At 68.0% G+C, this 22684-nt stretch carries 17 protein-coding genes; 9 read left to right on the plus strand and 8 right to left on the minus strand.

What is annotated here, in order from left to right:
* The 3 genes from FOJ82_RS02085 to arfA (FOJ82_RS02095) all read right to left on the minus strand — a co-directional run bounded on the left by FOJ82_RS02085 (nucleotide 1) and on the right by arfA (FOJ82_RS02095) (nucleotide 3411).
* The gene (locus FOJ82_RS02085) at nucleotides 1–894 is read right to left on the minus strand and encodes an NAD(P)-dependent oxidoreductase (protein WP_143936784.1); all 894 of its coding nucleotides are present in this window, start codon (nucleotides 892–894) and stop codon (nucleotides 1–3) included.
* Nucleotides 891–1787, minus strand: coding sequence for a sugar phosphate isomerase/epimerase family protein (locus FOJ82_RS02090; RefSeq protein WP_221932995.1), 897 nt, complete (start codon nucleotides 1785–1787; stop codon nucleotides 891–893). The genes FOJ82_RS02085 and FOJ82_RS02090 overlap by 4 nt, the downstream gene beginning before the upstream one ends.
* A 112-nt stretch (nucleotides 1788–1899) precedes the next feature.
* Nucleotides 1900–3411: an arabinosylfuranosidase ArfA gene (gene arfA / locus FOJ82_RS02095; protein ID WP_143936786.1), complete on the minus strand. Its 1512-nt coding sequence runs from the start codon at nucleotides 3409–3411 to the stop codon at nucleotides 1900–1902.
* 327 nt (nucleotides 3412–3738) lie between these two features.
* On the opposite strand from arfA (FOJ82_RS02095), the gene FOJ82_RS02100 reads away from it, so the two are divergent.
* The 3 genes from FOJ82_RS02100 (at nucleotide 3739) to FOJ82_RS02110 (ending at nucleotide 8471) form a co-directional block, all read left to right on the plus strand.
* Nucleotides 3739–4791 carry a LacI family DNA-binding transcriptional regulator gene (locus FOJ82_RS02100; protein ID WP_143936787.1) on the plus strand — a complete coding sequence of 351 codons (1053 nt, stop codon included), beginning with the start codon at nucleotides 3739–3741 and terminating at the stop codon, nucleotides 4789–4791.
* A 24-nt stretch (nucleotides 4792–4815) separates the two neighbouring features.
* A complete protein-coding gene (gene hrpB / locus FOJ82_RS02105) occupies nucleotides 4816–7380 on the plus strand; it encodes an ATP-dependent helicase HrpB (RefSeq protein ID WP_143936788.1) in 2565 nt (854 codons plus the stop codon).
* A 71-nt stretch (nucleotides 7381–7451) separates the two neighbouring features.
* Entirely contained in the window at nucleotides 7452–8471 is a 1020-nt protein-coding gene (locus FOJ82_RS02110) for a LacI family DNA-binding transcriptional regulator (protein WP_143936789.1), read from the plus strand.
* On the opposite strand, the gene FOJ82_RS02115 is transcribed toward FOJ82_RS02110, so the two are convergent.
* The 5 genes from FOJ82_RS02115 to FOJ82_RS02135 form a co-directional block, all read right to left on the minus strand.
* Complete coding sequence (locus FOJ82_RS02115; RefSeq protein WP_143936790.1) at nucleotides 8468–9172, minus strand: YesL family protein; 705 nt, start codon at nucleotides 9170–9172, stop codon at nucleotides 8468–8470. The two genes, FOJ82_RS02110 and FOJ82_RS02115, sit on opposite strands and share 4 nt — an antisense overlap.
* Complete coding sequence (locus FOJ82_RS02120; RefSeq protein WP_143936791.1) at nucleotides 9154–10389, minus strand: arabinan endo-1,5-alpha-L-arabinosidase; 1236 nt, start codon at nucleotides 10387–10389, stop codon at nucleotides 9154–9156. The genes FOJ82_RS02115 and FOJ82_RS02120 overlap by 19 nt, the downstream gene beginning before the upstream one ends.
* 1 nt (nucleotide 10390) lies before the next feature.
* On the minus strand, nucleotides 10391–11239 hold the full coding sequence (locus FOJ82_RS02125; protein WP_143936792.1) for a carbohydrate ABC transporter permease: 849 nt from the start codon (nucleotides 11237–11239) through the stop codon (nucleotides 10391–10393).
* Nucleotides 11240–11242: 3 nt separating this feature from the next.
* Complete coding sequence (locus tag FOJ82_RS02130; protein ID WP_143936793.1) at nucleotides 11243–12157, minus strand: carbohydrate ABC transporter permease; 915 nt, start codon at nucleotides 12155–12157, stop codon at nucleotides 11243–11245.
* Nucleotides 12158–12224: 67 nt separating this feature from the next.
* Nucleotides 12225–13589 carry an ABC transporter substrate-binding protein gene (locus FOJ82_RS02135; protein ID WP_221932997.1) on the minus strand — a complete coding sequence of 455 codons (1365 nt, stop codon included), beginning with the start codon at nucleotides 13587–13589 and terminating at the stop codon, nucleotides 12225–12227.
* 259 nt (nucleotides 13590–13848) lie between these two features.
* Here FOJ82_RS02135 and arfA (FOJ82_RS02140) point away from each other — a divergent pair, with 259 nt between their 5' ends.
* The 6 genes from arfA (FOJ82_RS02140) (at nucleotide 13849) to FOJ82_RS02170 (ending at nucleotide 22639) form a co-directional block, all read left to right on the plus strand.
* Nucleotides 13849–15345: an arabinosylfuranosidase ArfA gene (arfA, locus tag FOJ82_RS02140; RefSeq protein ID WP_143936794.1), complete on the plus strand. Its 1497-nt coding sequence runs from the start codon at nucleotides 13849–13851 to the stop codon at nucleotides 15343–15345.
* The gene (locus tag FOJ82_RS02145) at nucleotides 15342–16355 is read left to right on the plus strand and encodes an arabinan endo-1,5-alpha-L-arabinosidase (protein ID WP_143936795.1); all 1014 of its coding nucleotides are present in this window, start codon (nucleotides 15342–15344) and stop codon (nucleotides 16353–16355) included. The genes arfA (FOJ82_RS02140) and FOJ82_RS02145 overlap by 4 nt, the downstream gene beginning before the upstream one ends.
* Before the next feature lie 77 nt (nucleotides 16356–16432).
* Nucleotides 16433–17962: an alpha-N-arabinofuranosidase gene (locus FOJ82_RS02150; protein ID WP_143936796.1), complete on the plus strand. Its 1530-nt coding sequence runs from the start codon at nucleotides 16433–16435 to the stop codon at nucleotides 17960–17962.
* Nucleotides 17963–17996: 34 nt separating this feature from the next.
* Nucleotides 17997–20342 (plus strand): LamG-like jellyroll fold domain-containing protein, encoded by a 2346-nt coding sequence (locus tag FOJ82_RS02155; RefSeq protein ID WP_143936797.1) that lies wholly within the window; start codon nucleotides 17997–17999, stop codon nucleotides 20340–20342.
* Nucleotides 20343–21212: 870 nt separating this feature from the next.
* Complete coding sequence (locus tag FOJ82_RS02165; protein ID WP_143936798.1) at nucleotides 21213–21581, plus strand: bleomycin resistance protein; 369 nt, start codon at nucleotides 21213–21215, stop codon at nucleotides 21579–21581.
* Between the two features lie 95 nt (nucleotides 21582–21676).
* A complete protein-coding gene (locus FOJ82_RS02170; protein WP_143936799.1) occupies nucleotides 21677–22639 on the plus strand; it encodes an AEC family transporter in 963 nt (320 codons plus the stop codon).
* Nucleotides 22640–22684 lie beyond the last annotated feature (45 nt).

Consider the following 22684-nt stretch of genomic DNA (forward strand, 5'->3'; position numbering starts at 1 on the left):
TCACTCCCCGCCAGGTTTGCGCCCGGCCAGGAAGGCAGCGACCGCCGAGTCGTCGGCCGCCTCGAGACCTGCGGTGGTTGCCATGCGGTAGAGGTTCTCGGCCGCGGCCGCAACGCCAGTGGGCAGTCGGTGGCGACGGGTCAGTTCGCCGACGATCCCCATGTCCTTGGCGATCACGTCGGTGCGGGAGCGCAACTCGGGCTCCGCCCCCCGGAGCTGCTGCACCATCCTGGGGCCGCGGTCCTGCAGCATGAACGAGGCGGCGGCACCCTGCCCGAGGACGGCCACGCACTGCTCCAGGTCCAGTCCCATCGCATTCGCCAGCGCGAGTGCCTCCGCCGCGGCGGCGGTGTGGATGCCGCAGAGCAGTTGGTTGACGGTCTTCATGTTCTGGCCGTCGCCCACGTCCCCGACCTCGACGAGGCTGGTGGCCATCGCCTCGAGCACGTCCCGTGCCCCGGCCAGGACCTCGGGCGATCCCCCGACGGTGATCAGCAGGTCCCCGGCGCGGGCCCGCAGCGCCCCTCCAGAGACCGGTGCGTCCACCGTTGCGATCCCGGACTCCGCGAGTCGGCGGGCGACGTCGGTGACGGCTGCCGCCCCGACGGTCGAGGTCACGACGACGCAGGCGCCGGGCGCGAGCGCGACCGCCGCACCCTCGTCGGAGAAGAGGACCTGCTCGAGCTGCGCACCGTCGCGCACCGCCACCACGACGTGCGAGGCGCCCGTGACCGCCGCGCGCACCGAATCGGCCGGGACGACCCCCTCGGCCGCGGCCAGGTCACGCCGCTGGGGTGCGACGTCGAAGCCTCGGACCTCTCGGGTCTCCGCCAGTCTCGCGGCAATGGGCAGGCCCATCGCGCCGAGGCCGAGCACTGCGACCGGTGTACTCATGACGTCGCTCCCTGCCGTTTGGTGTCGGGCTCCCCGAGTGCCACCGCGAGCATCCGTCGGATGTAGTCGCGGTTCTGGGCGCTGACGCTCAGCCCGTCGCCGCCGTAGTGCTCCACGCAGAAGGGACCGTCGAACCCAGCCTCCACGGCGATCCGGATCGCCTTGCGGTAGTCGGCGCTGCCCGAGGCCATCGGCGCCGGGATGCTCACGTAGTTGCCCGCCGCGTCCTCGCTCCGGAAGTAGTTCTTGACGTGCCAGTAGTTCGAGTGCGGCAGGCAGCGCTCCACGGCCGCGAGAAAGTCCTCCACGGGGCGGTGGAGCCGGAACAGGTTGCCGAGGTCGGGGTTGAGTCCGACGTTGTCCAGGCCGATGTCGTTCACCAGCCGCACCGCGGACTCGGACGTGCCCAACAGGGTGTCCTCGTACATCTCGAGCGACATCTCCAGGCCGAGTTCGGCGGCGTGCGAGCCCAGCTCGCGAAGCCTCGCAACGGCCAACTGCCAGGTGCGGTCGTCCGTGTCGTCCACCGGGCCGGGCTCGGTCCAGAACCAGAAGGCGGCACGTTGGGAAGGCGTCAGCGGGCGGTGCAGACCGAAGGAGACCACGTCGGCACCCACAGCCCTGGACGCCTCCAGCACCCGGTGCGAGTACGCCAGGTTGTCCGCGCCGCTTTCGGGGTCTATGACGCTGCGCCTGATGGCAGAGACTGCGACCGGCCGCAGCGACAGCTGCTCCAGGATGGCGACGAGGTCATCGAGCCGGCTCTGGGGCAGGTCTCCGATGCGGAGCCAGTTGTCGGTGAGGTCCACCTCGCTGAATCCCTCACGCACCACCTGGTCCAGCTGGTCCGGCCAGGCCGCCGGATCCTCCTGGGAGTTGGGGAAGGGCAGCATGGCGGCAGCCACAGGCCATGACTGCGACGAGAACCGCCGCCCTCCATCGTTGTAATCCGGTTGCACCATCTGGGTCGCTCCTGGGTCGGCTGTCGGGTGAGGTTGGGCTGCCTTACTTGACCTTCACCGCGGTCCAGGACACGGGTGGAAGCACCACGCGGATCACACCGCCCTCCACGGACACGCTGTCATTCCCGGCGGGCGCGACGCGCTCCGGATCCTGCAGGGTGTTGGCGGCGTGCATGTCGGCATCGGCCAGTGTGGTCGCGGAGGCGCCGGAGAACTCCCCAAGGCTGGAGGCGTCGATGGTCAGCTCGACGGCCTCGGTCTGGCTCCGGTTCACCAGGAACACGGCGGTATGGCCATTCTCCGCATCGTGGGTGGCCACCGCGTCGACGAGAGGGACCTCGCCGTACTCGTCGGTCTGCTGGGTGGGGCTCTCGAGCTTCAACTCGAGCGCCTCCCCCGTCGCGAGTTCCGACGTGATGGCGAACGGGAAGAACGTCGTCTGTCGCCAGGCCGGCCCACCCGGTTCGGTCATGATCGGCGCGATGACGTTGACCAGCTGGGCGAGGCTCGCCGACTTCACCCGGTCGCAATGGCGCAGCAGGGAGATCAGGAGGTTGCCGAAGACCACGGCGTCCAGCACGGAGTAGCTGTCCTCGAGGATCCGGGGCGCCTCGGGCCAGGACTGCACGTCGGTGATCCTATCGACGTTCTGGTAGCGGGACTGGTACCAGACGTTCCACTCGTCGAAGGAGATCAGCATCTCCTTGTCGCTGCCCCGGACCGCCTTGACATGGTCGGCCGTGGCCACGACGGCCTCGATGAAGCGGTCCATCCCGACGGCCGAGGCGAGGAAGCTGTCGTAGTCTCCGTCCTTCGGCTCGTAGTAGGCGTGGCAGGAGATGTAGTCGACGACGTCGTAGGTGTGCTCGAGGACCACCCGCTCCCATTCGCCGAACGTGGGCATCTGCGCGCTCGAGCTACCGCAGACCACGAGCTCCAGGTCCGGATCGACCTGCCGCATCGCGCGGGCCGCCCTGGCTGCCAGCGAGCCGTACTCGTCGGCGGTGCTGTGGCCGAGCTGCCACGGGCCGTCCATCTCGTTGCCCAGGCACCACATGCGGATGCTGTGGGGTTCGGGGTGCCCGTTGGCCGCACGGAGGTCGGACCAGTGGGTCCCCTGCCTGATGTTGGCGTACTCGAGGACGTCCAGCGCCTCCAGGACACCGCGTGTGCCGAGGTTGATCGCGTACATGAGCTCGGCGTCGACGTGACTCAGCCAGTTCGCGAACTCGTCGAGCCCGATCCGGTTGGTCTCGGTGGAGTGCCAGGCGAGGTCGAGCCGACGGGGGCGCTGGTCCACCGGCCCCACCCCGTCCTCCCACCGGTAGCCGGAGACGAAGTTCCCGCCGGGGTAACGGATCGTCGAGACCCCGAGCTCGCGGACGAGGTCGACGACGTCGCTGCGGAAGCCCTCCTCGTCAGCCGAGGGGTGCCCTGGCTCGTAGATGCCCTGGTAGACGCAGCGCCCGAGATGCTCGACGAACGAGCCGAAGAGTCGACGGTCTACGGCCCCGATCGTGAAGTGGGGGTCGAGGGTGAGGTGTGCCTTGGTCATGAAACTCTTTCGCTACTTCGGTCGTCGTGCCGAGAAGCCTGGTCGCATCGGTGCAATCGCCGGAACGTCACGGTTCCGGGGAGCCTCTCCAACGTTATAAATTCTGGTCTGGGGTCCACGATTTGTCAAGCACTGGGAGAAACCTCTGTTGTGTGCCGACGGGGTCCGGACGTCGCTCGATGGAGGGCATAGAATGACCTCGTTCCAACGAGAGAGTTTTCCGCTTCGTGCAGCGCTGCGCCCGGGAACAGGGTCAGGTGGCAGTTCCACCAACAGCATCCGCACTTGGAGCAGCCTGAAGGGGCTGCACGTAAGAAAGGGTGACCAGTGGGATCCACCATGCACGACGTGGCACGACTCGCCGGAGTTTCCATCAAGACCGTCTCCAACGTGATCAACGACTACCCGCACGTCCGCGACGTCACGAGGAACCGTGTCCTGGATGCCATCGGGAAGCTGGACTACCGTCCCAACCTCTCCGCCCGCGGACTCAGGTCCGGCCGCACCGGGTTCATCAGCCTGGTCATCCCAGCCGTCCGGGAGAACTACTTCGCCGAGTTGGCACACGCGGTGATAGGCCAGGCGGAACGGCACGGGCTGTGGGTGATGATCGAACAGACCGGCGGGGACCGCAAGGCAGAACTGCAGGCGGTCTCCGGAACGGGCCGCCCACACTTCGTAGACGGGATCCTTTTCAACCCGGTGGGTCTGCACCCCTCGGACGTGAGCTCCTTCGACAGGACGGTCCCCATGGTGCTCCTGGGCGAACGCATCTTCGGCGGCCCGACGGACCACGTCGCCATAGAGAACATCAGCGCCGCCCGGGCGGCCGTGCAGCACCTGGTGCAGAGGGGACGCAGGCGGATCGCCGTGGTGGGTGCCAGTCTGGACGGCATGGAGGAGGTCGGGTCTGCCGGCCTGCGTCTGCAGGGTTACTGCCAAGCCCTCGAGGAGGCCGGGATCCCGCTCGATCCTGACCTGGTGCGCCCCAGCGGCGCCTGGAACCGGGAGGCCGGCGCTCTGGCGGTCACCGGCATGGTCGAGGAAGGGGTGGACTTCGACGCGGTGTTCACACTCAACGACACCCTCGGACTGGGCGCGCTGCGCGGCCTTGCCTCCGCCGGGATCTCGGTGCCCGAGGACGTCGCGCTGATCGGGTTCGACAACATCGACGAGACCCTATACTCCGTCCCCTCCATGACGACGGTGGACCCGGGACGCAGCTCGATCGCCGTAACGGCGGTGGACCTGCTGGTGGAACGCATCTCCGGCAAGGGCGCCGACACGCCGCCGCGGACCATCCGATCCTCGTTCGAGATCATCGAACGTGAGTCCACGGGGTCCGCCGCCCCCGGCATCGGCACCGCCGCAGCGCACTGACCCCGGCCGAGCCCTTCTGGGAGAATGCCTTGCGTGCCTGCATTCGATCTCCCCGCCATCGGCGCCGATCTCGTGGTCAGCGGCGCCCATGACGCTCTGGTGGCGGCCGCTGGCTCCGGGGCGTTCGTCGTCACGGCACCACCGGGCACCGGCAAGACCACCTACGTGCCGCCCGTGCTGGCCAACCTCCTGACCGGCCGGGGCGCCGGCCGAGTCCTCGTCAGCCAGCCGCGGCGGGTTGCCGTCCGCGCGGCCGCGCGTCGGCTGGCGCAGCTCGACGGCAGCGCCGTGGGTGGTCCGTCCGGGTTCACGATCCGGGGCGAGCGACAGGTCGGGCCCGGGACCAGGGTGGAGTTCACCACCCCCGGGGTCCTGCTGCGCCGACTGATGGCGGACCCGGCGCTCGAGGGCGTCGGTGCGGTGGTCCTGGACGAGGTCCACGAGCGATCACTGGATGGTGACCTGCTGCTGGGGATGTTGGCCGAGGTCCGCACGCTCCGGGAGGACCTGGTCGTGGCGGCCATGTCGGCCACCCTCGACGCCGTGGGCGTCGCCCGGCTCCTCGGGGACGTCACCCCGGCCCCCGTGGTGGAGGTCCCCTCTGCGCTGCACCCCCTCACCGTCGACTACTCCCCCGTCCCCGGCCGCCGGCTGGACGCCCTCGGCGTGACGAGGGAGTTCATCTCGCACGTGGCCCGGGTCGCGGCCGGGGCGCAGGCCGCCGACGGCGTGGACGCGCTGGTGTTCGTCCCCTCCGCCCGCGACGTCGACGCGGTGGTCCGCGAACTTCGCCAGCTTGGCGGTCCCGCAGAGGTGCTGCCGCTGCACGGCCGGCTGCCCAGCCGGGACCAGGACCGCGCCACGCGGGGCCGGACCTCCGAGGCCGAACCGCACCGCATCGTCGTCAGCACGGCCCTGGCCGAGAGCTCGCTGACCGTCCCCGGCGTCCGGCTCGTCATCGACGCGGGGTTGTCCCGCGAGGTGCGCCGGGACCGGGCGCGGGACATGACCGGGCTGGTGACGGTCAGCGCCTCGCGCGCGAGCGTCGAGCAACGGGCCGGGCGCGCGGCCCGCCTGGGTCCGGGAAGGGCGGTCCGCCTCTTCACCGAGGACGAGTTCGCCCGCCTGAATCCTGCGGCACCACCGGAGATCACCTCCGCGGACCTGGTGGACGCCGCCCTCCTGTTGGGGGTGTGGGGCGCTCCGGCGGGCCAGGGTCTTGACCTGCTCACCCCGGCTCCCGAGGAGTCGATGAGGAGGGCGGTCGAGGTCCTCCGATCCTTGGCGCTGACGGACCATGAGGGGCGCCCCACGGCGCTGGGCCGACGCGTGGCGGGGCTGCCGATCGGAGCCCGCGAGACGCGCGCGCTGTTGGTCGGGTCGGCGGCACTGCGCGACGCCCGGGCCGTCGCCGAGGTGGTGGCCGCGATCTCCGACGACCACCGAGAGCCGTCAGCCGACCTCTCCGCGCTGCTGCGGGAGCTCCGGTCCGGCCGCTCCCCCGGCGCCCAGCGCTGGAACCGCGAGGTGAAGCGCCTGACCAGGATCGCCGAGGCCGAGGAGGGCGGCGTCGACGTCCTGAGCGCGCTCGCGGTGGGCCCGGCGTCGCAACCGGCCGGCGTCGTCACCGCGCTCGGCAGGCCGGAGTGGATCGCCCGGCGCACCGGGGAACACTCCCGCTCCTATCTCCTGGCCAGCGGCACCCGTGCCGCCCTGCCGGAGGGCAGTGGGCTCCGTGCGTCGGAGTGGCTGGCCGTGCACGACGTGCAACGCGCGGAGGGCCGGGTGGCCGACGGCACCGGCGCCGTGATCCGGATGGCCGCCCCGCTCCGGGAGGAGGATGCGCTCGCGATCGGCGCGGCCCTGCTCCGCGAGCGGCGCACCTCTTGGATTGAATCCGGCAGGCTCCGGGTCCGGGCGCAGCGGACCCTCGGCGAGATCGTCCTGTCGTCGACCCCGGTGGCGGCAGAGGCGAAGGACGTCGCGCCCGCATTCGCCGCGCACCTGCGCGCCGAGGGGATCGGCGTCCTGAACTGGACCCAGCGTGCCACCGCCCTGCGGGCCAGGCTTGCGCTGCTGTACCGCGAGCTGGGTGATCCCTGGCCCTCGGTGGACGACGGGTCGCTGCTGCGTGACCTCGAGTCCTGGCTCGGCCCGGACCTGGCTGCGCTGCGAGCCACGTCGTCCCTGGGGTCCCTGGAAGTCGGCTCGGCGCTTCGGCGCCTGCTGCCCTGGCCGGAGGCTGGTCACCTCGACGAGCTGGTCCCCGAACGTCTCACGGTGCCGTCGGGCTCCAGCGTCCGCATCGACTACCCCGAGGCTGCCGACGGGCCACCCGTCGTCGCGGTGAAGCTGCAGGAGACCTTCGGCCTGACCAGCACGCCTCGGTTGGTGGGCGGCCGGGTACCGGTGCTGTTCCACCTGCTGTCGCCCGCCCGGCGCCCGCTGGCGGTGACCGATGACCTCGAGTCGTTCTGGAACGGGCCCTACCAGCAGGTCCGCCGCGAGATGCGCGGTCGCTACCCGAAACACCCCTGGCCCGAGGACCCCTGGGCGACCCCGGCGACGGCGCGCACCACACGCGGGTGAAGGCGGCCGTCGAGGCTCGGCCAGCTGTGAGAAGATCAGACAGTAATCGTAGTAAACGGGAGGTTCGGCGCATGGCGGCCACGATGCAGGATGTCGCGCGGCTCGCCGGGGTGTCCGCGAAAACGGTCTCCAACGTCGTGAACGACAAGCCGCATGTGAGCAAGGAGACGCGGGTCAGAGTCAGGCGGGCCATCGACAAGCTCGGCTACGAACTCAACGTGACGGCCAGGAACCTGCGCAAGGGCCGTACGGGGCTGATCGGGCTGGCGTTGCCGGAACTCAAGCTTCCCTACTTCGCCGAACTCGCCGACTCAGTGATCCGGGAGGCAGAGAAGGTGGGGTTGCGAGTACTGATAGAGCAGACCAACTCCGACCGGAACCGCGAGATCGACGTCCTGCACGGGCAACGCAGACTCACCACCGACGGCCTCCTGTTCTCCCCCCTCGCCCTCGGACAGGACGACATCCACCTGTTCAAGGTGGACTTCCCGATGGTCTTGCTGGGCGAACGGGTGTTCGGCTCGACGAACGACCACATCACCATGAGCAACGTCGAGGCCGCGCGCGCAGCCACGCGCCACCTGCTGGACTCCGGACACCGTCGGATCGCGATCGTCGGCGCCCATCCGGGAGAGAAGGTGGGCTCCGCAGCCCTTCGAGAGCGTGGCTACCGAGAAGCAATGGCCGCCGCCGGTCTCGAGGTGGACGAACGGCTGGTCAGAGCCACCGGGCTGTGGCACCGCAACACCGGGGCCGAGGCCACCGACTCCCTGATCGAGGACGGGATCGGCTTCGACGCCGTGTTCGCCCTGAACGACACCCTCGCGATGGGCGTCCTGCACAGCCTGCACTCCCACCACATCAGCGTGCCGCAACAGGTGTCGGTGATCGGCTTCGACGACATTGAGGACGCCGCCTACACCCGCCCCACACTGAGCAGCGTCTCACCCGGTCGTGAACAGATCGCGCGCAACGCCGTCGAGCTGCTCGAATTGCGGATCTCGGAGTCGAGCAAGGGTCTGGATGCCCGCAAGCCCGTCCAGCGGATCTTCGCCGACTTCGAGCTGCGATTGCGGCACTCGACCCGCTAGTCCGCAGCCATCTGCTGGAGCGACCGCTCGAGCTCTGGATCCGGGGCCACACCCGCCTGGTGGAGGCGACGGCGGGTCAGCCACGTGGTCACGAGGATCACGTATCCGGGCGCACACAACACCCCGACCACGGGCAGAATCTCCACCACCACGGTGAGCAGAGCCATGCAGGCCACCCAGACCACGGTCGCGGCGGGCGAGACGATGGGCATCACCAGCGCGGTCCTCCAAAGCCTGGCCGCTGGCATTCGGCGGGCAGCTGGGAGCATCAGCAGGCTGGCCAAGTAGCCCACGGCCACCACCAGCACCAGAGCGACCACCAGCGTCAGCACGAGCAGCACCGTCAACCAGGCGGGCCCGCCCCGGGAGAGGATCCAGAGGTCAGCTGCCAGCACGCCGAAGGCCAGGGTGGCAGGCCAGCCGACGGCGTTGGCCCGGCCGAGGTTGGCACGCCACACCTCGAAGAACTCGGCGAAGGGACGGTCGCTGGGCTCCGGCCCGGTGAGCTTGTGCAGCACAGCTCCTGCGGCGACTCCGGCGGGCAACCAACCCAGCACGATCCCGCCGGCAAGGACACCGAGGAACCAGCACAGCGTGATCTCGACCACACCGGTGAGCTTGCCCAGCCAGGACATGGCGGTGGCTGCCCAGCCGGTTTCCCGTCGGGGCCCAGACTGCGGGTTCACTCCCTGACCAGCCACACCACCACTCCCTGGGCATCGATCCCTGCGACGGCCACGCCATCGGCTTCCACGAAGAGTACGGCCTCGAGAGTATTGTCGAGCACCCTCACCTCCCCGCTGCCGGACGCGATCGGGGCCAGCTCTGCGTGCGCCAGTTGGATCCGACGGGGCCGGTGCGGAGTGGGAACGGCGGGGTCGAGGCGGTAGTACAGCCAGTGGCCCCCAAGGTCCGCCGGGGCGCTGGCCACGGGACCGCCGAAGGGCAGGGGGCTGACCAGCGGCCACCCACTGTCGGTCCACAGCAGCCGACGGACCTGCGCGAGGTGGTGCGTGGGGTCGTCTCCGTCCCGGACGTGATGCACGAGGAACGTCCCGCCATCGGTCACCAGGTGGGAGCTGTGCCCCGGTGCGGCCCACAGCGATCCATCGGGCGCCTCGTGGCCGGCAAGGATGACGGTCCCCACCTCGGCGGGCGGCTCGGAGGCATCGACCATCGCCCCGCCACAGAAGTCCGTGTAGGGGCCGGTGACCGACCGCGAGCGCGCCACCCTGACGTTGTAGGTGTCGAACAAGGAGTCGAAGGAACAGAACAGTGCGTGGGTTCCCGACGCCGGATGGAACAGCACGTGGCCGCCCTCCACCGCGCCGTTGATGGAGACCGCTCTCTGCACCACCGGCGTGCCGGCGTCGCCGGGGATGGCGGGTCGGCCGTCGGGACGCAGGGGCAGGATGCGCAGTCCACCGAAGAACGAGCCGTAGAGCAGCCAGTCTGCACCGTCGGGGTCCACGACGACGGCAGCGTCTATGGCATTGACAGGGCTGGTCGCATGGCTGGTCCGCACCACCAGCTCGCGGTGCTGCCAAGGGCCGGTGGCGTCGGGGGCGGTGGCGAGTGCGATGGTCGACGTCCGAGAGCCGAACGTACTCGCGGAGTAGTACATCCGGTACTCCTCTCCGCGTCGCACCACCTCGGGCGCCCAGATACCCGGTGCCGAACTCCACTTCGCGGCCTCCGCGGGGACGCCGTCGAAGGCATGCCCGTACCAGTCCCAATCGACCAGGTCGCGCGACTTGCGGATCTGAACGCCCACCCCGGGGGCGCCTGCGACGGCTGTGTCCGTGGAGAACATCAGCCAGCTGCCATCGCGGGCCTGCACCACCGTGGGGTCATGGGCCCCCCAGGGTCCGGGGTCGCCGCCGGTGTGCGCGTCGGCCCTCAGGTACTCGGGTTCCATGTCAGCCCTTCGTTCCGGTCAGCGCCACCGACTCGATGATCTGGCGCTGGAAGACCACGAAGATCACGAACACCGGTACGAGTGCGATCACCGATGCGGCCATGATCAGCGGGTAGTCGGTCTGGATCGCGTAGTTGGCGTTGAAGTTCGCGATCACGACCTGGAGCGTCTGCTTCTCGGGTGTGTTCAGATAGATCAGGGGCGCCAGGTAGTCGTTCCAGACAGCCATGAACCACAAGATGAACTGGGCTGCGATGGCGGGCCGGATGAGCGGCAGCACGATCGAGGCGAAGATCCGCAGGTAACCGGCGCCGTCGATCTTGGCCGCCTCCAGCAGTGAGTCCGGCACCGAGGTGAGGTACTGCCTCAGGAAGAAGATCATCATCACGTTGCCGAAGACACCGGGAACGATCAGCGGCAGCAGTGTGTCCACCCAGCCGACGTTCGCAAACATCACGAACTGCGGGATCATCAGCGTCGGGAACGGGATCATCAGGCCCGCGAGCATGAACAGGAAGATCCCGTTCTTGCCCGGCATCCGCAGTTTCGCGAACGCGAACGCTGCGAGGGTGGAGGTGATCGAGCCGACGATGGTGACCGTCAGTGAGACGATCAGCGAGTTCTTGATGCCGGCGAGCAGTGGACCGGCCGTCCACACCCGCAGGTAGTTGCTCCACTGCGGATCGGGCGGGATCCATTCGGGCGGCAGGGCGAAGACTCCCTCCTGGGTCTTCAGCGAGGTGGAGAGCATCCACAGTAGCGGTGCCACCATCACGATGCCGCCGATGAGCAGCGCGACGGCCACGATGATGTTGCCGGTCCGGTAGCGCTTCTGCGCGATTGTGGCCATGGCTCACTCCACTCCGTCGTGCGAGTTGCGGGCGTTGATCCAGAACTGGAACGCCGTGATGAGGAACACGAGCACGCCGAGCAGTACCGCCATCGCGGAGGCGTAGCCCATCGACAGGCTCGAGAAGGCCTGGCGCCAGATGTACCAGACGATGGACGCCGAGGAGAACTCGGGACCGCCCGTGGGAGTCATGATGTTGATCTCGGTGAAGATCTGGGAACCGGCGATGATGCTCGTGACCACGAGGAAGAAGGTGACCGGCTGCACCATCGGCAACGTGATGTGGAAGAACCGCCGGAAGCTACTGGCGCCGTCGAGCTCAGCGGCTTCGTACAGCGACCTCGGGACGCTCTGCAGGGCGGCGAGGTAGAGCAGCATCGAGTAGCCCAATCCCTTCCACACCGCCATGATGATGAGCGCGGGTTTGACAGTCGCCTTGTCAGCCAGCCAGTTGGGACCGTCGATGCCGACGAGTGCGAGTACCTGGTTCACGAGGCCGAAGTCACCGTTGTAGGCCCACTGCCACAGGATGGAGACAGCTGCGAGGGACGACACCACCGGCACGTAGTAGATGCTGCGGAAGAAGGCGCGCCCCGGCATCCGACGGTTCATCGCAAGGGCGAGTGCCAGCGACACCACGAGCCCGATCGGGATGCCGATCATGTAGAAGAACGTGTTGCCCAACGACTGGATGAAGTACGGGTCCGAGAAGGCCCGGACGTAGTTGGCCAGGCCGATCCACGTCGGCGCGGTCAGCATGTTCCAGTTCGTGAACGACGCGTAGATGCTGTAGAGGAACGGCCCGATCGCGAAAGCGAGGAATCCGATCAGGGGCAGGGCGATGAACGAGGCTGCGACGAGGTGTTCCCGCCGGTAGAGGCGGCTCCGGCGTCGGGGCTGTTCGGTGGTGGCACTCATGGGCGCAACCTTCCGGTAGGCGGCGTGGGGCCGGGGCCGCCCCCACGCCGGTTCGAGGTACTGGGGGTCAGATGCCCGCGTCCATGTTGGCGGCGTCCAGCTTGGCCTGCATCTGCGGCTGCAGCTGGGCCACGTAGTCGGCGGCGGTGACCTCACCGTCGAGCACCGGCTGGATGCCCACCCAGAAGTCGTCGTACCACTCGGGCGTCCAGGTGGCCGCAGCAGGTAGCGCGCGTCCGTAGTCCTCGGCGATCTGGATGAACTCCTCCTTGTTCGCCGGCGCCCCCTCGGCTTCCAGGTACTCGCCCTTCGCCATGTCCACCAGGTTGGGGATCTGGATGCCGGCCTGGTACAGCGAGCGCTGGCACTCCTCGTCCGCCGAGAGGTACATCGCGAGCTGGGTGGCGAGCTCCGCGTGCTCGGTGGAGTTGGACACCGAGATGCCCAGCGACCCCAGCCAGGTGGCGGTCTCGCCGGTCTTGCCCACGGGGTACGGGATCAGGTCCCATTCGAAGTCCAGGCCCTGGTAGGTGCTGACGTCCCACGGTCCGACGGGGAAGAACCCGATCTGACCGCGCATCCAGCGCTGGTAGGTGTCCATGGTCTGCGCCTGCTCGATGGAGGGCGTCGAGCCGTCGATGATCTGGATGTCGGCGAAGTCCTGGAGTGCCTCGGCGAACTCCGGGGTGTCGATGGTGACGGTGCGGCGTTCCTCATCGGCCCAGTCCCCTCCGTTCGACCAGACCCAAGCCTGCAGGTTCCACGCGACGTTGAGGCCGGTGCCCCATCGCTCGTCCTCGGGCGAGGTGAGCTGCTTGGCGACGTCGCGGAACTCGGCCCACGTGTACGGCTTGTCCTTGTCGGGCAGCGGGATGCCCAACTCCTCGAACATGGTCTTGTTGTAGCCGAAGGAGAACGGCCCGACGTCCTTGGGAAGGCCGTAGATGGCTCCCTGGCCGACGCGAGTGCCGTCGAAGCGGTAGGAGTCGACCCCGTACTTCCACACCTTCGAGACGTCCAGGCCTGCGGCCTCGATGTCCCCGGTGATGTCCTTGACGACGCCGGTCTTGGCGAACGCCATGACCGAGCCCTGCTCAAGGTAGAACACGTCCGGAACCTGGCCGCCGGTGATGGCAGCCTGGAGCTTGGTGCGGTACTGGTCGGCGTCGGTCACGATGACCTTGACCTTGGCGCCGGTCTGCTCCTCGAAGGCCGCGATGGCCTGGTCATAGGCCTTGCGCTCGTCCTCCCCACCCCGGAACATGTAGGTGAGCTCGACACCGGCGCCCCCACCGCCGGTGGTGCTCGAACCGGAGGACTCGCCGGAGTTTCCGTTGTTCGTGCCGTCCGCTCCACAGGCCGCGAGGCCCGTGGCCATGGCCGCGATGCCCGTGCCTGCCAGGAGTGTCCGGCGGCTGATGCTTCCCATCATGGAAGGCCCTTTCGATCGTCGTGGGCCACACACGCCGACTCCGGCGGTGCCGCCCGGCGTCCCGACTCTGGAACGCTTGAGCATGAGTATTGTCGGTAATCGATGAACCTGTCAACAGCTTGGGATAAGTGGAGACCCAGAATGTTACCGGGATCACGGGCGTCTGGCCCGCTCAAGCGCCTGTCGTTGACCTTGGGACGGCGCCATGCCATGCTTCCTTTCATCGATGAACGCATTTCCGGCGAAGGAGCCAATCAGCATGACCATCGCACGCCTGGTGATCAACCCCTCGTTCAAGGTGGGTCCCGTCCGACGACGGACCTTCGGCTCCTTCGTGGAGCATCTCGGACGCTGCGTTTATGAGGGGATCTTCGAGCCCGACCACCCCACTGCGGACGCGGACGGATTCCGCTCCGACGTGCTGGACCTGGTCCGCGAGCTGGGGATCAGCACGGTGCGCTATCCCGGGGGCAATTTCCTGTCCGGCTACCGCTGGGAGGACGGTGTGGGTCCCGTCGACCAGCGTCCCAAGCGCCTGGACCTGGCCTGGCACTCCAGCGACCCGAACACCATCGGGACCGACGAGTTCATGAAGTGGGCCGACAAGGCCGGCGTGGAACCAATGATGGCTGTCAACCTCGGCACGCGCGGCCTGCAGGAGGCTCTGGACGTCCTCGAGTACTGCAATGTGGCCGCCGACTCCCACCTGGCCGAGCAGCGTCGCAACAACGGCGCCCACGATCCGTACCGGGTGGGGCTGTGGTGCCTCGGCAACGAGATGGACGGCCCGTGGCAGATCGGTCACAAGTCCGCCGCGGAGTACGGGCGCCTCGCCGCCGAGGTGGCGCGCGGGATGCGCATGATGGATCCCGGTCTCGAATTGGTCGCCTGCGGCTCCTCCAGTCGGGCGATGCCCACCTTCGGGGAGTGGGAGCGAACGGTCCTGACCGAGGCCTGGGACCATGTCGACATGATCTCGGCACACGCCTACTACTGGGAGAAGGAGTCCGGCCTGCAGGAGTTCCTGCTGGGTGCCGAGGACATGGACCGGTTCATCGACCAGGTCGCAGCGACGGCGGACACCGTCGCGGCCGCCCGGAAGAGCGACAAGGTGATCGGGATCTCATTCGATGAGTGGAACGTCTGGTACCAGGACCGCACTCCGTCGAAGCCGCCGACGGGCGACGATTGGCCGGTGGCCCCCAACCTGCTCGAGGACACCTACAGCGTGGCAGACGCCGTGGTGGTGGGGAACCTGCTCATCTCCCTACTGCGCCACACGGACAGGGTATGGGTGGCCAACCAAGCCCAGCTCGTGAATGTGATCGCCCCCATCCGCACCGAGAAGGGTGGGAAGGCCTGGAAGCAGACCATCTTCCACCCGTTCGCCCTCACCTCCCGGCATGCCGCGGGCGAGGTGCTGCGCGTGGTCGTGGACGGCCCCACCGTGGCCAGCGAGGAGTTCGGCGAGGTGCAGGCGGTGGACGCCGTCGCCACCTGGTCGGACGATGAGTGCGTCGTGTTCCTGGTCAACCGCGACGAGTCCGCGAGCGTCACTGCTGCATGCGAGGTTCCTGCAGGCCTACGGGTGGTCGAGGCACTCACCTACGCCAACGCGGATCCCCGCTGGCACGCCAGCGCCGATGATGACACGACTGTCCTGCCCACCGCGAACGACTCTGTCCGGCTCGTCGGGACTGATCTCGAACTGGAGCTTCCGCCGATCTCGTGGACCATGGCGCGGCTCGCGCGATGAGGCAGAGGCTCGGAGTCGCACTCGTCGCGACCGCGCTGCTGGCGGCCTGCGCGCCGTCACCGGCACCCCTCGCGACGGAACTCCCCGTGACCGGCGACCTGCGCACGCACGACCCGGGGCTCGTCGTCGGGACCGATGAACATCCTTGGTTCGTGTTCTCCACCGGAGACCCGCGGGTGGGGCTGGGGGCGATCCAGGTCAGGACCTCACCCGACGGCGTGGAATGGACCTACGCGGGCGAGGCCTGGACCCCGTCGGAGGAGCCCCGTTGGGCCGTCGACGAGATCGCCGGGATCACCAACTTCTGGGCACCCGAGGTCATCGAGCACGACGGGAGCTGGTACCTCTACTACTCCGCCTCCACCTTCGGCTCCAACACCTCTGCGATCGGTCTGCGCACCGCCGAGCAACTGGACGCCACCAACCCGGCAGCAGGCTGGACCGAGCGGGGCGAGGTGATCTCCTCGGACGGCACCGTCGACTACAACGCCATCGACCCAGCCGTCCTCGTCGACGAGGACGGGACCGGCTGGATGGCCTTCGGGTCGTTCTGGGGCGGTATCCAAATGGTGGAGCTCGACTTCCCGTCGGGCCTGACCGCACCCGGAGCGAAGGTGTTCAACATCGCTAGCCGTGGCACTGCGGTCAATGCGATCGAGGCTCCTGCGCTCCTGTTCCGCGAGGGCTGGTACTACCTCTTCATGTCCTTCGACTCCTGCTGCCAGGGAACCGCCAGCACCTACAACATCAACGTCGGGCGATCCGAGGATGTCCGCGGCCCCTACATTGACGCCGACGGTGTCCCGCTGACCGACGGTGGCGGCACGCTGCTGCTGGGGACGGAGGGCAACCGGATCGGCCCGGGCGGGCAGTCCGTGTCCGAGAACCACATCGCATACCACTACTACGACGACAACCTGGGCGGGGACTTCCAGCTGGCCGTGCGCGAACTCGGTTGGACCGAGGACGGCTGGCCGGTGGTAAGCACCAATCAGCCATCCGACGACTGAGGCTCCCTGCCCACTCCCACGGGCCGACGTGAAACGATTGTTTCACCGCACTCCCATTCGCCGAGCAGAAGGAAACCATGAGCGAGACCCAGCCCTCCACAGCAGTCATCAACCTCGACGTCCCGGGCCACACCATCAGCAAGCACGTATACGGGCACTTCGCCGAGCACCTCGGGCACTGCATCTACGACGGCATCTTCGTCGGCGAGGACTCCCCGATCCCGAACGTGCGCGGGATCCGTACCGACGTCGTTGACGCGTTGAAGGCGATCGAAATCCCGAACCTCCGGTGGCCCGGTGGCTGCTTCGCCGACGAGTACCACTGGCGCGACGGCGTGGGTCCCCGCTCGGAGCGACCCACCGTGGTCAACACGCACTGGGGCGACGTCGTGGAGGACAACTCCTTCGGCACGCACGAGTTCATGGACCTGTGCGAGCAACTCGGCACCGACCCCTACATCTGTGGCAACGTCGGCTCGGGCACCGTGCGCGAGATGGCCGACTGGGTCGAGTACCTGACCCGCTCCGGATCGGCCCCGATGTCGGAGCTCCGCCGCACCAACGGCCGAGAGGAGCCCTGGAAGGTGCCGTTCTGGGGCATCGGCAACGAGTCGTGGGGGTGCGGCGGCAACATGCGCGCCGAGTACTACGCGGACCTGGCCCGTCAGTACTCCACCTACTGCCGCGAACATGACGGCAACAAGCTGTACAAGATCGCCGGTGGCGCCAACATCGACGACTACCACTGGACCGAGACGCTCATGAAGACGCTCGGGGACCTGGGCTGCGGCTGCAACCCGCGCCACTTCTTCGACGCCATCTCGCTGCACTACTACACCTACCCCGGTGAGTGGGAGCCAAAGCAGAGCGCCACCGACTTCGATGCCGAGACCTACTACGACACCATGCGCTCCGCTTGGCAAGTCGACGAGCTGCTGACCCGACATGGCAACGTGATGGACGTCTATGACCCGAGCAAGCGCATCGGCCTGGTGCTCGACGAGTGGGGCACCTGGTTCGCCGTCGAGCCCGGCACAAACCCCGGCTTCCTGTACCAGCAGAACACGATTCGCGACGCGCTGGTGGCGTCGGTCCACTTCGACTCGTTCCACCGACACGCGGACCGCTTGGTCATGGCCAATATCGCCCAGACTGTCAACGTCCTGCAGGCCGTCCTCCTCACCGACGGGGACACGCTCATCAAGACTCCCACCTACCACGTGTTCGAGATGAACAAGGGCCACCAGGATGCGCAACTGCTCCAGCTGAGCTGGATCGGCGGGGCCCTGCCCACCCGGACCGTAGGCAACCGCGAGATCCCGCTGGTCTCGGGGTCCGCCTCCACGACGGCTGGCCGAGCGCTGATCTCGTTGAGCAACCTCGACCTCGAAGCCAGCCACGAGGTCATCGTCGACCTGCGTGGCCACCGCGTCACCGACGTGGCCGGCCGCATCCTCACCGCAGGCGCCGTCCACGCACACAACACCGCAGACCAGCCCGACGCCGTCGTCCCAAGAAGCTTCGACGTCGCCAATGTCACCGACGGACGACTCGCCATCGAATTGCCCGCCCACAGCCTTGTCACCCTGGAGCTGACGCTGGGCTGACCACCCACCCTTCTCAATCCCCCTAGGAGCAACAATGATGTCGCCTGCCTCACGTCGGACCAGGGCCCTGGTGGCCCTGGCAGTCGGGGTCGCCCTCGTCGGGGCCACCCCCGCCGATGCCCGCCCGCCCGTGCCGCCCCAACCCCCTGCACCGGAGGTCTCCGATGCGACGGTGCACGATCCCGACCACATCGCGGTCGACGGCGTCCACTACGTCTTCGGCTCGCACCTACAGGTGGCTCGGAGCGACGACCTCGTCGCCTGGGAACAGGTGGCCGCGGGCGTCAACGCCGCCAACCCGATCTTCGAGGACGTCACCGAGGAGTTGTCCGAGGCCCTCGAGTGGGCGGAGACCGACTCCCTTTGGGCGCCCGACGTCACGCAACTTCCAGACGGGCGCTTCGCCATGTACTACAACGCCTGCCGGGGAGACTCACCGCGCTCCGCGATGGGACTCGCCGTCGCCGACGACGTGACGGGTCCCTACGAGGACCAGGGCATCTTCCTGAAGTCGGGGATGTGGGACCAGGAGAGCGAGGACGGCACTGTCTACGACGCCCGGGTCCACCCCAACGTCGTCGACCCCGACGTGTTCACCGACACCGACGGTCGCTGGTGGATGGTCTACGGCAGTTTCTCCGGCGGCATCTTCATCCTCGAACTGGACCCTGTCACCGGCTTCCCGCTGCCCGACCAGGGCTACGGCACCCACCTGTGGGGCGGCAACCACGCCCGCATCGAGGGGCCAACCGTGCACTACGACGCCGAGACGGGCTTCTACTACCTGTTCGTGACCTACGGCGGGCTCGACGCAGACGGCGGCTACAACGTGCGCGTCGCTCGCTCCACCGCGCCCGACGGGCCGTACCTGGACATGGCGGGCCGTAGTATGGGCGAGGTGGCGGCCGACCCGAGCAAGCCACTGTTCGACGACGTCAGCATCGCCCACACGGGCGTGAAGCTGATGGGCAACCACGAGTTCACCCGCCTGCCCGGAGACCCGGGATCCGGCCGCGGCACCGGCTACGTCTCCCCCGGTGGCAGTTCCCCCTTCACCGTGGACGGGCTGGACTACCTGGTCTTCCACACCCGTTTCCCCGGTCAGGGTGAAATCCACCAGGTCCGGGTCCACGAGATGTTCCTCGACGCCCAGGGCTGGCCGGTGCTCGCCCCGCTGCGCTATGGCGGGGACTCGTACCGCACGTCCAAGCGACACGACGCCGTCGGAACCTGGGCGGTCGTGGACCACGCCCCCAAGGACATCGACATCGACGTCCACGCTGCCCAACAGGTGACCCTCACCCAACAGGGTCTGGTCACCGGCGCGTGGACCGGCACGTGGGAGCGCGTCGGAGTCGACCGCATCCTGCTCAACCTCGACGGCGACCCGGTCACCGCGGAGTTGTCGCGCCAGTTCGACCCGGGGCGCGCCGAGTGGGTCTGGACCTTCACCGGCCTGCAGCCCGACGGCGCAGCGCTCTGGGGGGTCCGAACCGAGCACGTCAGCGCACAGGAGGCCGTCGAGCGGGTGGCCGCGGACCTGTCCGTGCCGGCGACCACCGCCACAGACCTCGACCTGCCCGTGCTGGGCACACAAGGTTCCGTCATCGCCTGGACCACTTCCATGCCCGACGTGATCTCCCCCGACGGAGAAGTCAATCGACCCGAGCAGGGCGAACCCGACGCCGTCGTCACGCTGAGTGCCACAATCGCCAACGGGGACGCCACCGCCGAGGTGGCGTTCGAGGTCACCGTGCCCGCCCGCGCCGGCACCGGTCTCGTGGCCCACTACGCCTTCGACGGTGACCTGACGAGCCCACAGACGGCATCCGGCACGGTCACGGGCCCCCTGATCGACGCCCCCGGCGGCCGGATCAGCTACGCCGAGGGAGTCGCAGGGCAAGCCGCAGTGTTCGATGGCGCCTCCGGCGTGCGACTGCCGGACGGAACGGTGCACGGACCGACGTGGTCGGTGTCGCTGTGGCTGAACCCGAGTGCGGCCACGCAGCACACCACCACCTTCTTCGCGGCCCAGAGCGCTACGTCGTGGGTGAGCCTCGTGCCACGAGGGCCGGGAAGCATGGACTCGATGGTGTGGTCGGGGACCCAGTGGTACGACGCTAGCTTCGGCCGCCAGATCCCCACCGGTGAGTGGACCCACGTCGCGTTCACGGTTGACGCCGGCGACATCGTCGCGTGGATCGACGGCGAGCGTGTGCATGAGAGCAGCGGGTTCCCCGACGTCCTCAAGGATCCCTCCGCGGTGTTCGCTCTCGGCGTGAACTGGTGGGACGTCCCGTACCAAGGGCTGTTGGACGACCTGCGGGTCTTCGACGTCGTCCTGACCGACGCAGACGTCGCGGGGTTGGCCGGGAGGTGAATGGACCCGGACGGGAGGATGAGAGTCCTGTACTGCGCCGGGCCGACGTCAGGGGCAACGCGATGTCCGGAGGTGCGTCTTGAGTGGCCTAACCACCATGGCCCAGGACACGACCGCCCTCAGTGGCAGCCTGAGGTGGCTCTGCCTTCGCACGGACGGCAGATGTCGTGACCGCGGAGCTCGTCAGGAGGATGAGAGCGCCAACTGAGATCGCGAGGGCGGAGACGGCTGCGCCCTCGAGCGCGAGGGGATGCTCGAAACACCGGAAATCGGTGGTCCCGTTGGGAAAAAACGTACCGTCGGGGCAATCCACGACCCGACGCTGCAGCAAGACAGCCCGCGCGTGACACGGCATGTCAGGATGTTGGATCCCGGTCCTCTACGCGAGGTTCAGGGGTCTCGCCGTTGGCGACCTCGTCGATCCAGTCGTTCGCCTCGTCCGACAGGTATAGCCCGACTGGACCGCCTTGGCCGACCCACCATGCATCTGCGCTGATGATGCCGCCTGCCCCGGTGATCTCTTCGACGAGATGGCCCGGGACCTCGTCCCCGTTGTTCTCCGTCAGATATTCACGGGACTGCTGCGTCAGCTTTGGCCACCACGCTTCGATGCCTCATGCCGACATCATCCATCACTGCGATGCGAGGCGCCAGATGTGGCATCTGTGAGTGGAGCGCACGGCACCGGAGACGGAGCCGACGTGACACCTCGTGCGGGTGGCGAACTTGGCTGGAGCGCTTGGCACCGGAGACGGAGCCGTGCGCACCAATCAGGGTTCTCAGATCCCGGACCAGCGTTCGGCAGAACCCCGAGACGCGGCCTGCCCGGAGGTGTTCGGGGCCCCAGGAGACTCGGTGTTACAGTCGAGAATGGTCGACCACGCCACTCCGAACCTCCCGTCCCGCAGTTTCGACGCCACGATCACGTTCTACGCCGCGCTCGGGTTCGAGATCGTCTTCCGGGACGCGGGCTGGCTTATCCTGGACAGGGGCGGCCTCATGCTGGAGTTCTTCCCAGATCCCGGTCTGAATCCTGCGTCATCTTCCTTCGGCTCTTGCCTCCGCGTGGACGACCTGGACGCTTTCTGCACTCGATGCCGCGTCGCTGGCATACCCGAGGCGACAGCGGGGTGGCCTCGGATCCAACCGGCCAGACTTGAGGCCTCCGGAATGCGGATCGCCTACCTACTCGACCCTGATGGCTCGCTGCTCCGGCTGGTTCAGAACCCGACCACGTAACCCAGGGCCCAACTCCGCAACTCCGGTTGCGAGGGGTCGCCGTCGGGACGTTGGAGGGGGCTCAATACACTTCGGACGGAGGTGTTGAGGAGACCATGGAGGTTGTTCTCGAGGTGCTTTCGAAGGTGTTGCCCATCTTCGCGTGCCTGCTGCTCGGCGCCGTCGCGGCGCGGAAACGGATCATCGGAACCGAGGGCGTCGCGGCTATCAAGACCTTGGTGGCGAGCTTCACGCTGCCCTTCGTGATCTTCGGCGCGTTCTACTCGTTGCGCCTCAGCGCAAGTACCGGAGCCATCTCGGTCGTGATCTTCGGGGTCTGCCTCGCGACGTTCGCGGTAGGGTTCTGGGTCCGGCGAATCTCCTCCGGCAAGCACAAGGAGCTGTATCCGTACCTGTTCTCGGGCTACGAGATGGGCATGCTCGGGTTCCCGCTCTACACGCTGTTGGTGGGCGGCGCGCACGTCTCGAACCTCGCGGTGTTGGACATCGGGCACGAGCTGTTCGTCTTCGGCGTCTTCGTCTCCTTCCTGCTGGCAGAGGCCGGTGACAGGATCGGGCCCGCGGCCACCGTGACTCGGGCGTTGCGCAACCCGGTCATGGTGGCGCTGCTGGCCGGGCTGCTGTTGAGCGTCACGGGTGCGGCGTCCGCGCTCGACCAGACGTTCGCCGGGCCGCTCATCCAGGACACGGCCGCCTTCATCGCGGGCCCGACCGCGGTGCTGATCCTGTTCTCCATCGGGTACGAGAGCGTCTCCACCAACGCGGCCGTCGGGCCGGCGATCCGCGTGGTGCTGGTGCGGTTGGCGGTCATGGCTCCCCTGGCGGCCCTGGTGAGCGCGGCCATCTTCGCGATCGTGCCCTTCGACCCACAGCTGTTGCTGGCCATCCTGCTGATGTTCTCGCTGCCGGCACCGTTCGTGATCCCCGTCTTCTCGAAGATCGAGGCGCACAACCACTTCGCGGCCACGGTGCTGTCCATCCACACACTCGCCACACTCCTCGTCTTCGTGCTCCTGGTGGTGTTGAACGAGACGGTCCTGAGCGCCCCGCTGGGTTGAGTGGTCAGCCCCCGCTGAGCACTCTCGGGGTGTGCGACGATCTAC

It is taken from the genome of Tessaracoccus rhinocerotis (assembly GCF_007197885.1).
Taxonomy (GTDB): Bacteria; Actinomycetota; Actinomycetes; order Propionibacteriales; family Propionibacteriaceae; genus Arachnia; species Arachnia rhinocerotis.

What these genes read in the sequence shown, in the direction of transcription:
- FOJ82_RS02135 (WP_221932997.1), bottom strand. Translation starts at nt 13,589, where the DNA reads ATGATGGGAAGCATCAGCCGCCGGACACTCCTGGCAGGCACGGGCATC.
- arfA (WP_143936786.1), bottom strand. Translation starts at nt 3,411, where the DNA reads ATGACCAAGGCACACCTCACCCTCGACCCCCACTTCACGATCGGGGCC.
- FOJ82_RS02170 (WP_143936799.1), top strand. Translation starts at nt 21,677, where the DNA reads ATGGAGGTTGTTCTCGAGGTGCTTTCGAAGGTGTTGCCCATCTTCGCG.
- FOJ82_RS02155 (WP_143936797.1), top strand. Translation starts at nt 17,997, where the DNA reads ATGATGTCGCCTGCCTCACGTCGGACCAGGGCCCTGGTGGCCCTGGCA.
- FOJ82_RS02120 (WP_143936791.1), bottom strand. Translation starts at nt 10,389, where the DNA reads ATGGAACCCGAGTACCTGAGGGCCGACGCGCACACCGGCGGCGACCCC.
- FOJ82_RS02090 (WP_221932995.1), bottom strand. Translation starts at nt 1,787, where the DNA reads ATGCTGCCCTTCCCCAACTCCCAGGAGGATCCGGCGGCCTGGCCGGAC.
- FOJ82_RS02085 (WP_143936784.1), bottom strand. Translation starts at nt 894, where the DNA reads ATGAGTACACCGGTCGCAGTGCTCGGCCTCGGCGCGATGGGCCTGCCC.
- arfA (WP_143936794.1), top strand. Translation starts at nt 13,849, where the DNA reads ATGACCATCGCACGCCTGGTGATCAACCCCTCGTTCAAGGTGGGTCCC.
- FOJ82_RS02125 (WP_143936792.1), bottom strand. Translation starts at nt 11,239, where the DNA reads ATGGCCACAATCGCGCAGAAGCGCTACCGGACCGGCAACATCATCGTG.
- FOJ82_RS02150 (WP_143936796.1), top strand. Translation starts at nt 16,433, where the DNA reads ATGAGCGAGACCCAGCCCTCCACAGCAGTCATCAACCTCGACGTCCCG.
- hrpB (WP_143936788.1), top strand. Translation starts at nt 4,816, where the DNA reads ATGCCTTGCGTGCCTGCATTCGATCTCCCCGCCATCGGCGCCGATCTC.
- FOJ82_RS02130 (WP_143936793.1), bottom strand. Translation starts at nt 12,157, where the DNA reads ATGAGTGCCACCACCGAACAGCCCCGACGCCGGAGCCGCCTCTACCGG.
- FOJ82_RS02145 (WP_143936795.1), top strand. Translation starts at nt 15,342, where the DNA reads ATGAGGCAGAGGCTCGGAGTCGCACTCGTCGCGACCGCGCTGCTGGCG.
- FOJ82_RS02165 (WP_143936798.1), top strand. Translation starts at nt 21,213, where the DNA reads ATGGTCGACCACGCCACTCCGAACCTCCCGTCCCGCAGTTTCGACGCC.
- FOJ82_RS02110 (WP_143936789.1), top strand. Translation starts at nt 7,452, where the DNA reads ATGGCGGCCACGATGCAGGATGTCGCGCGGCTCGCCGGGGTGTCCGCG.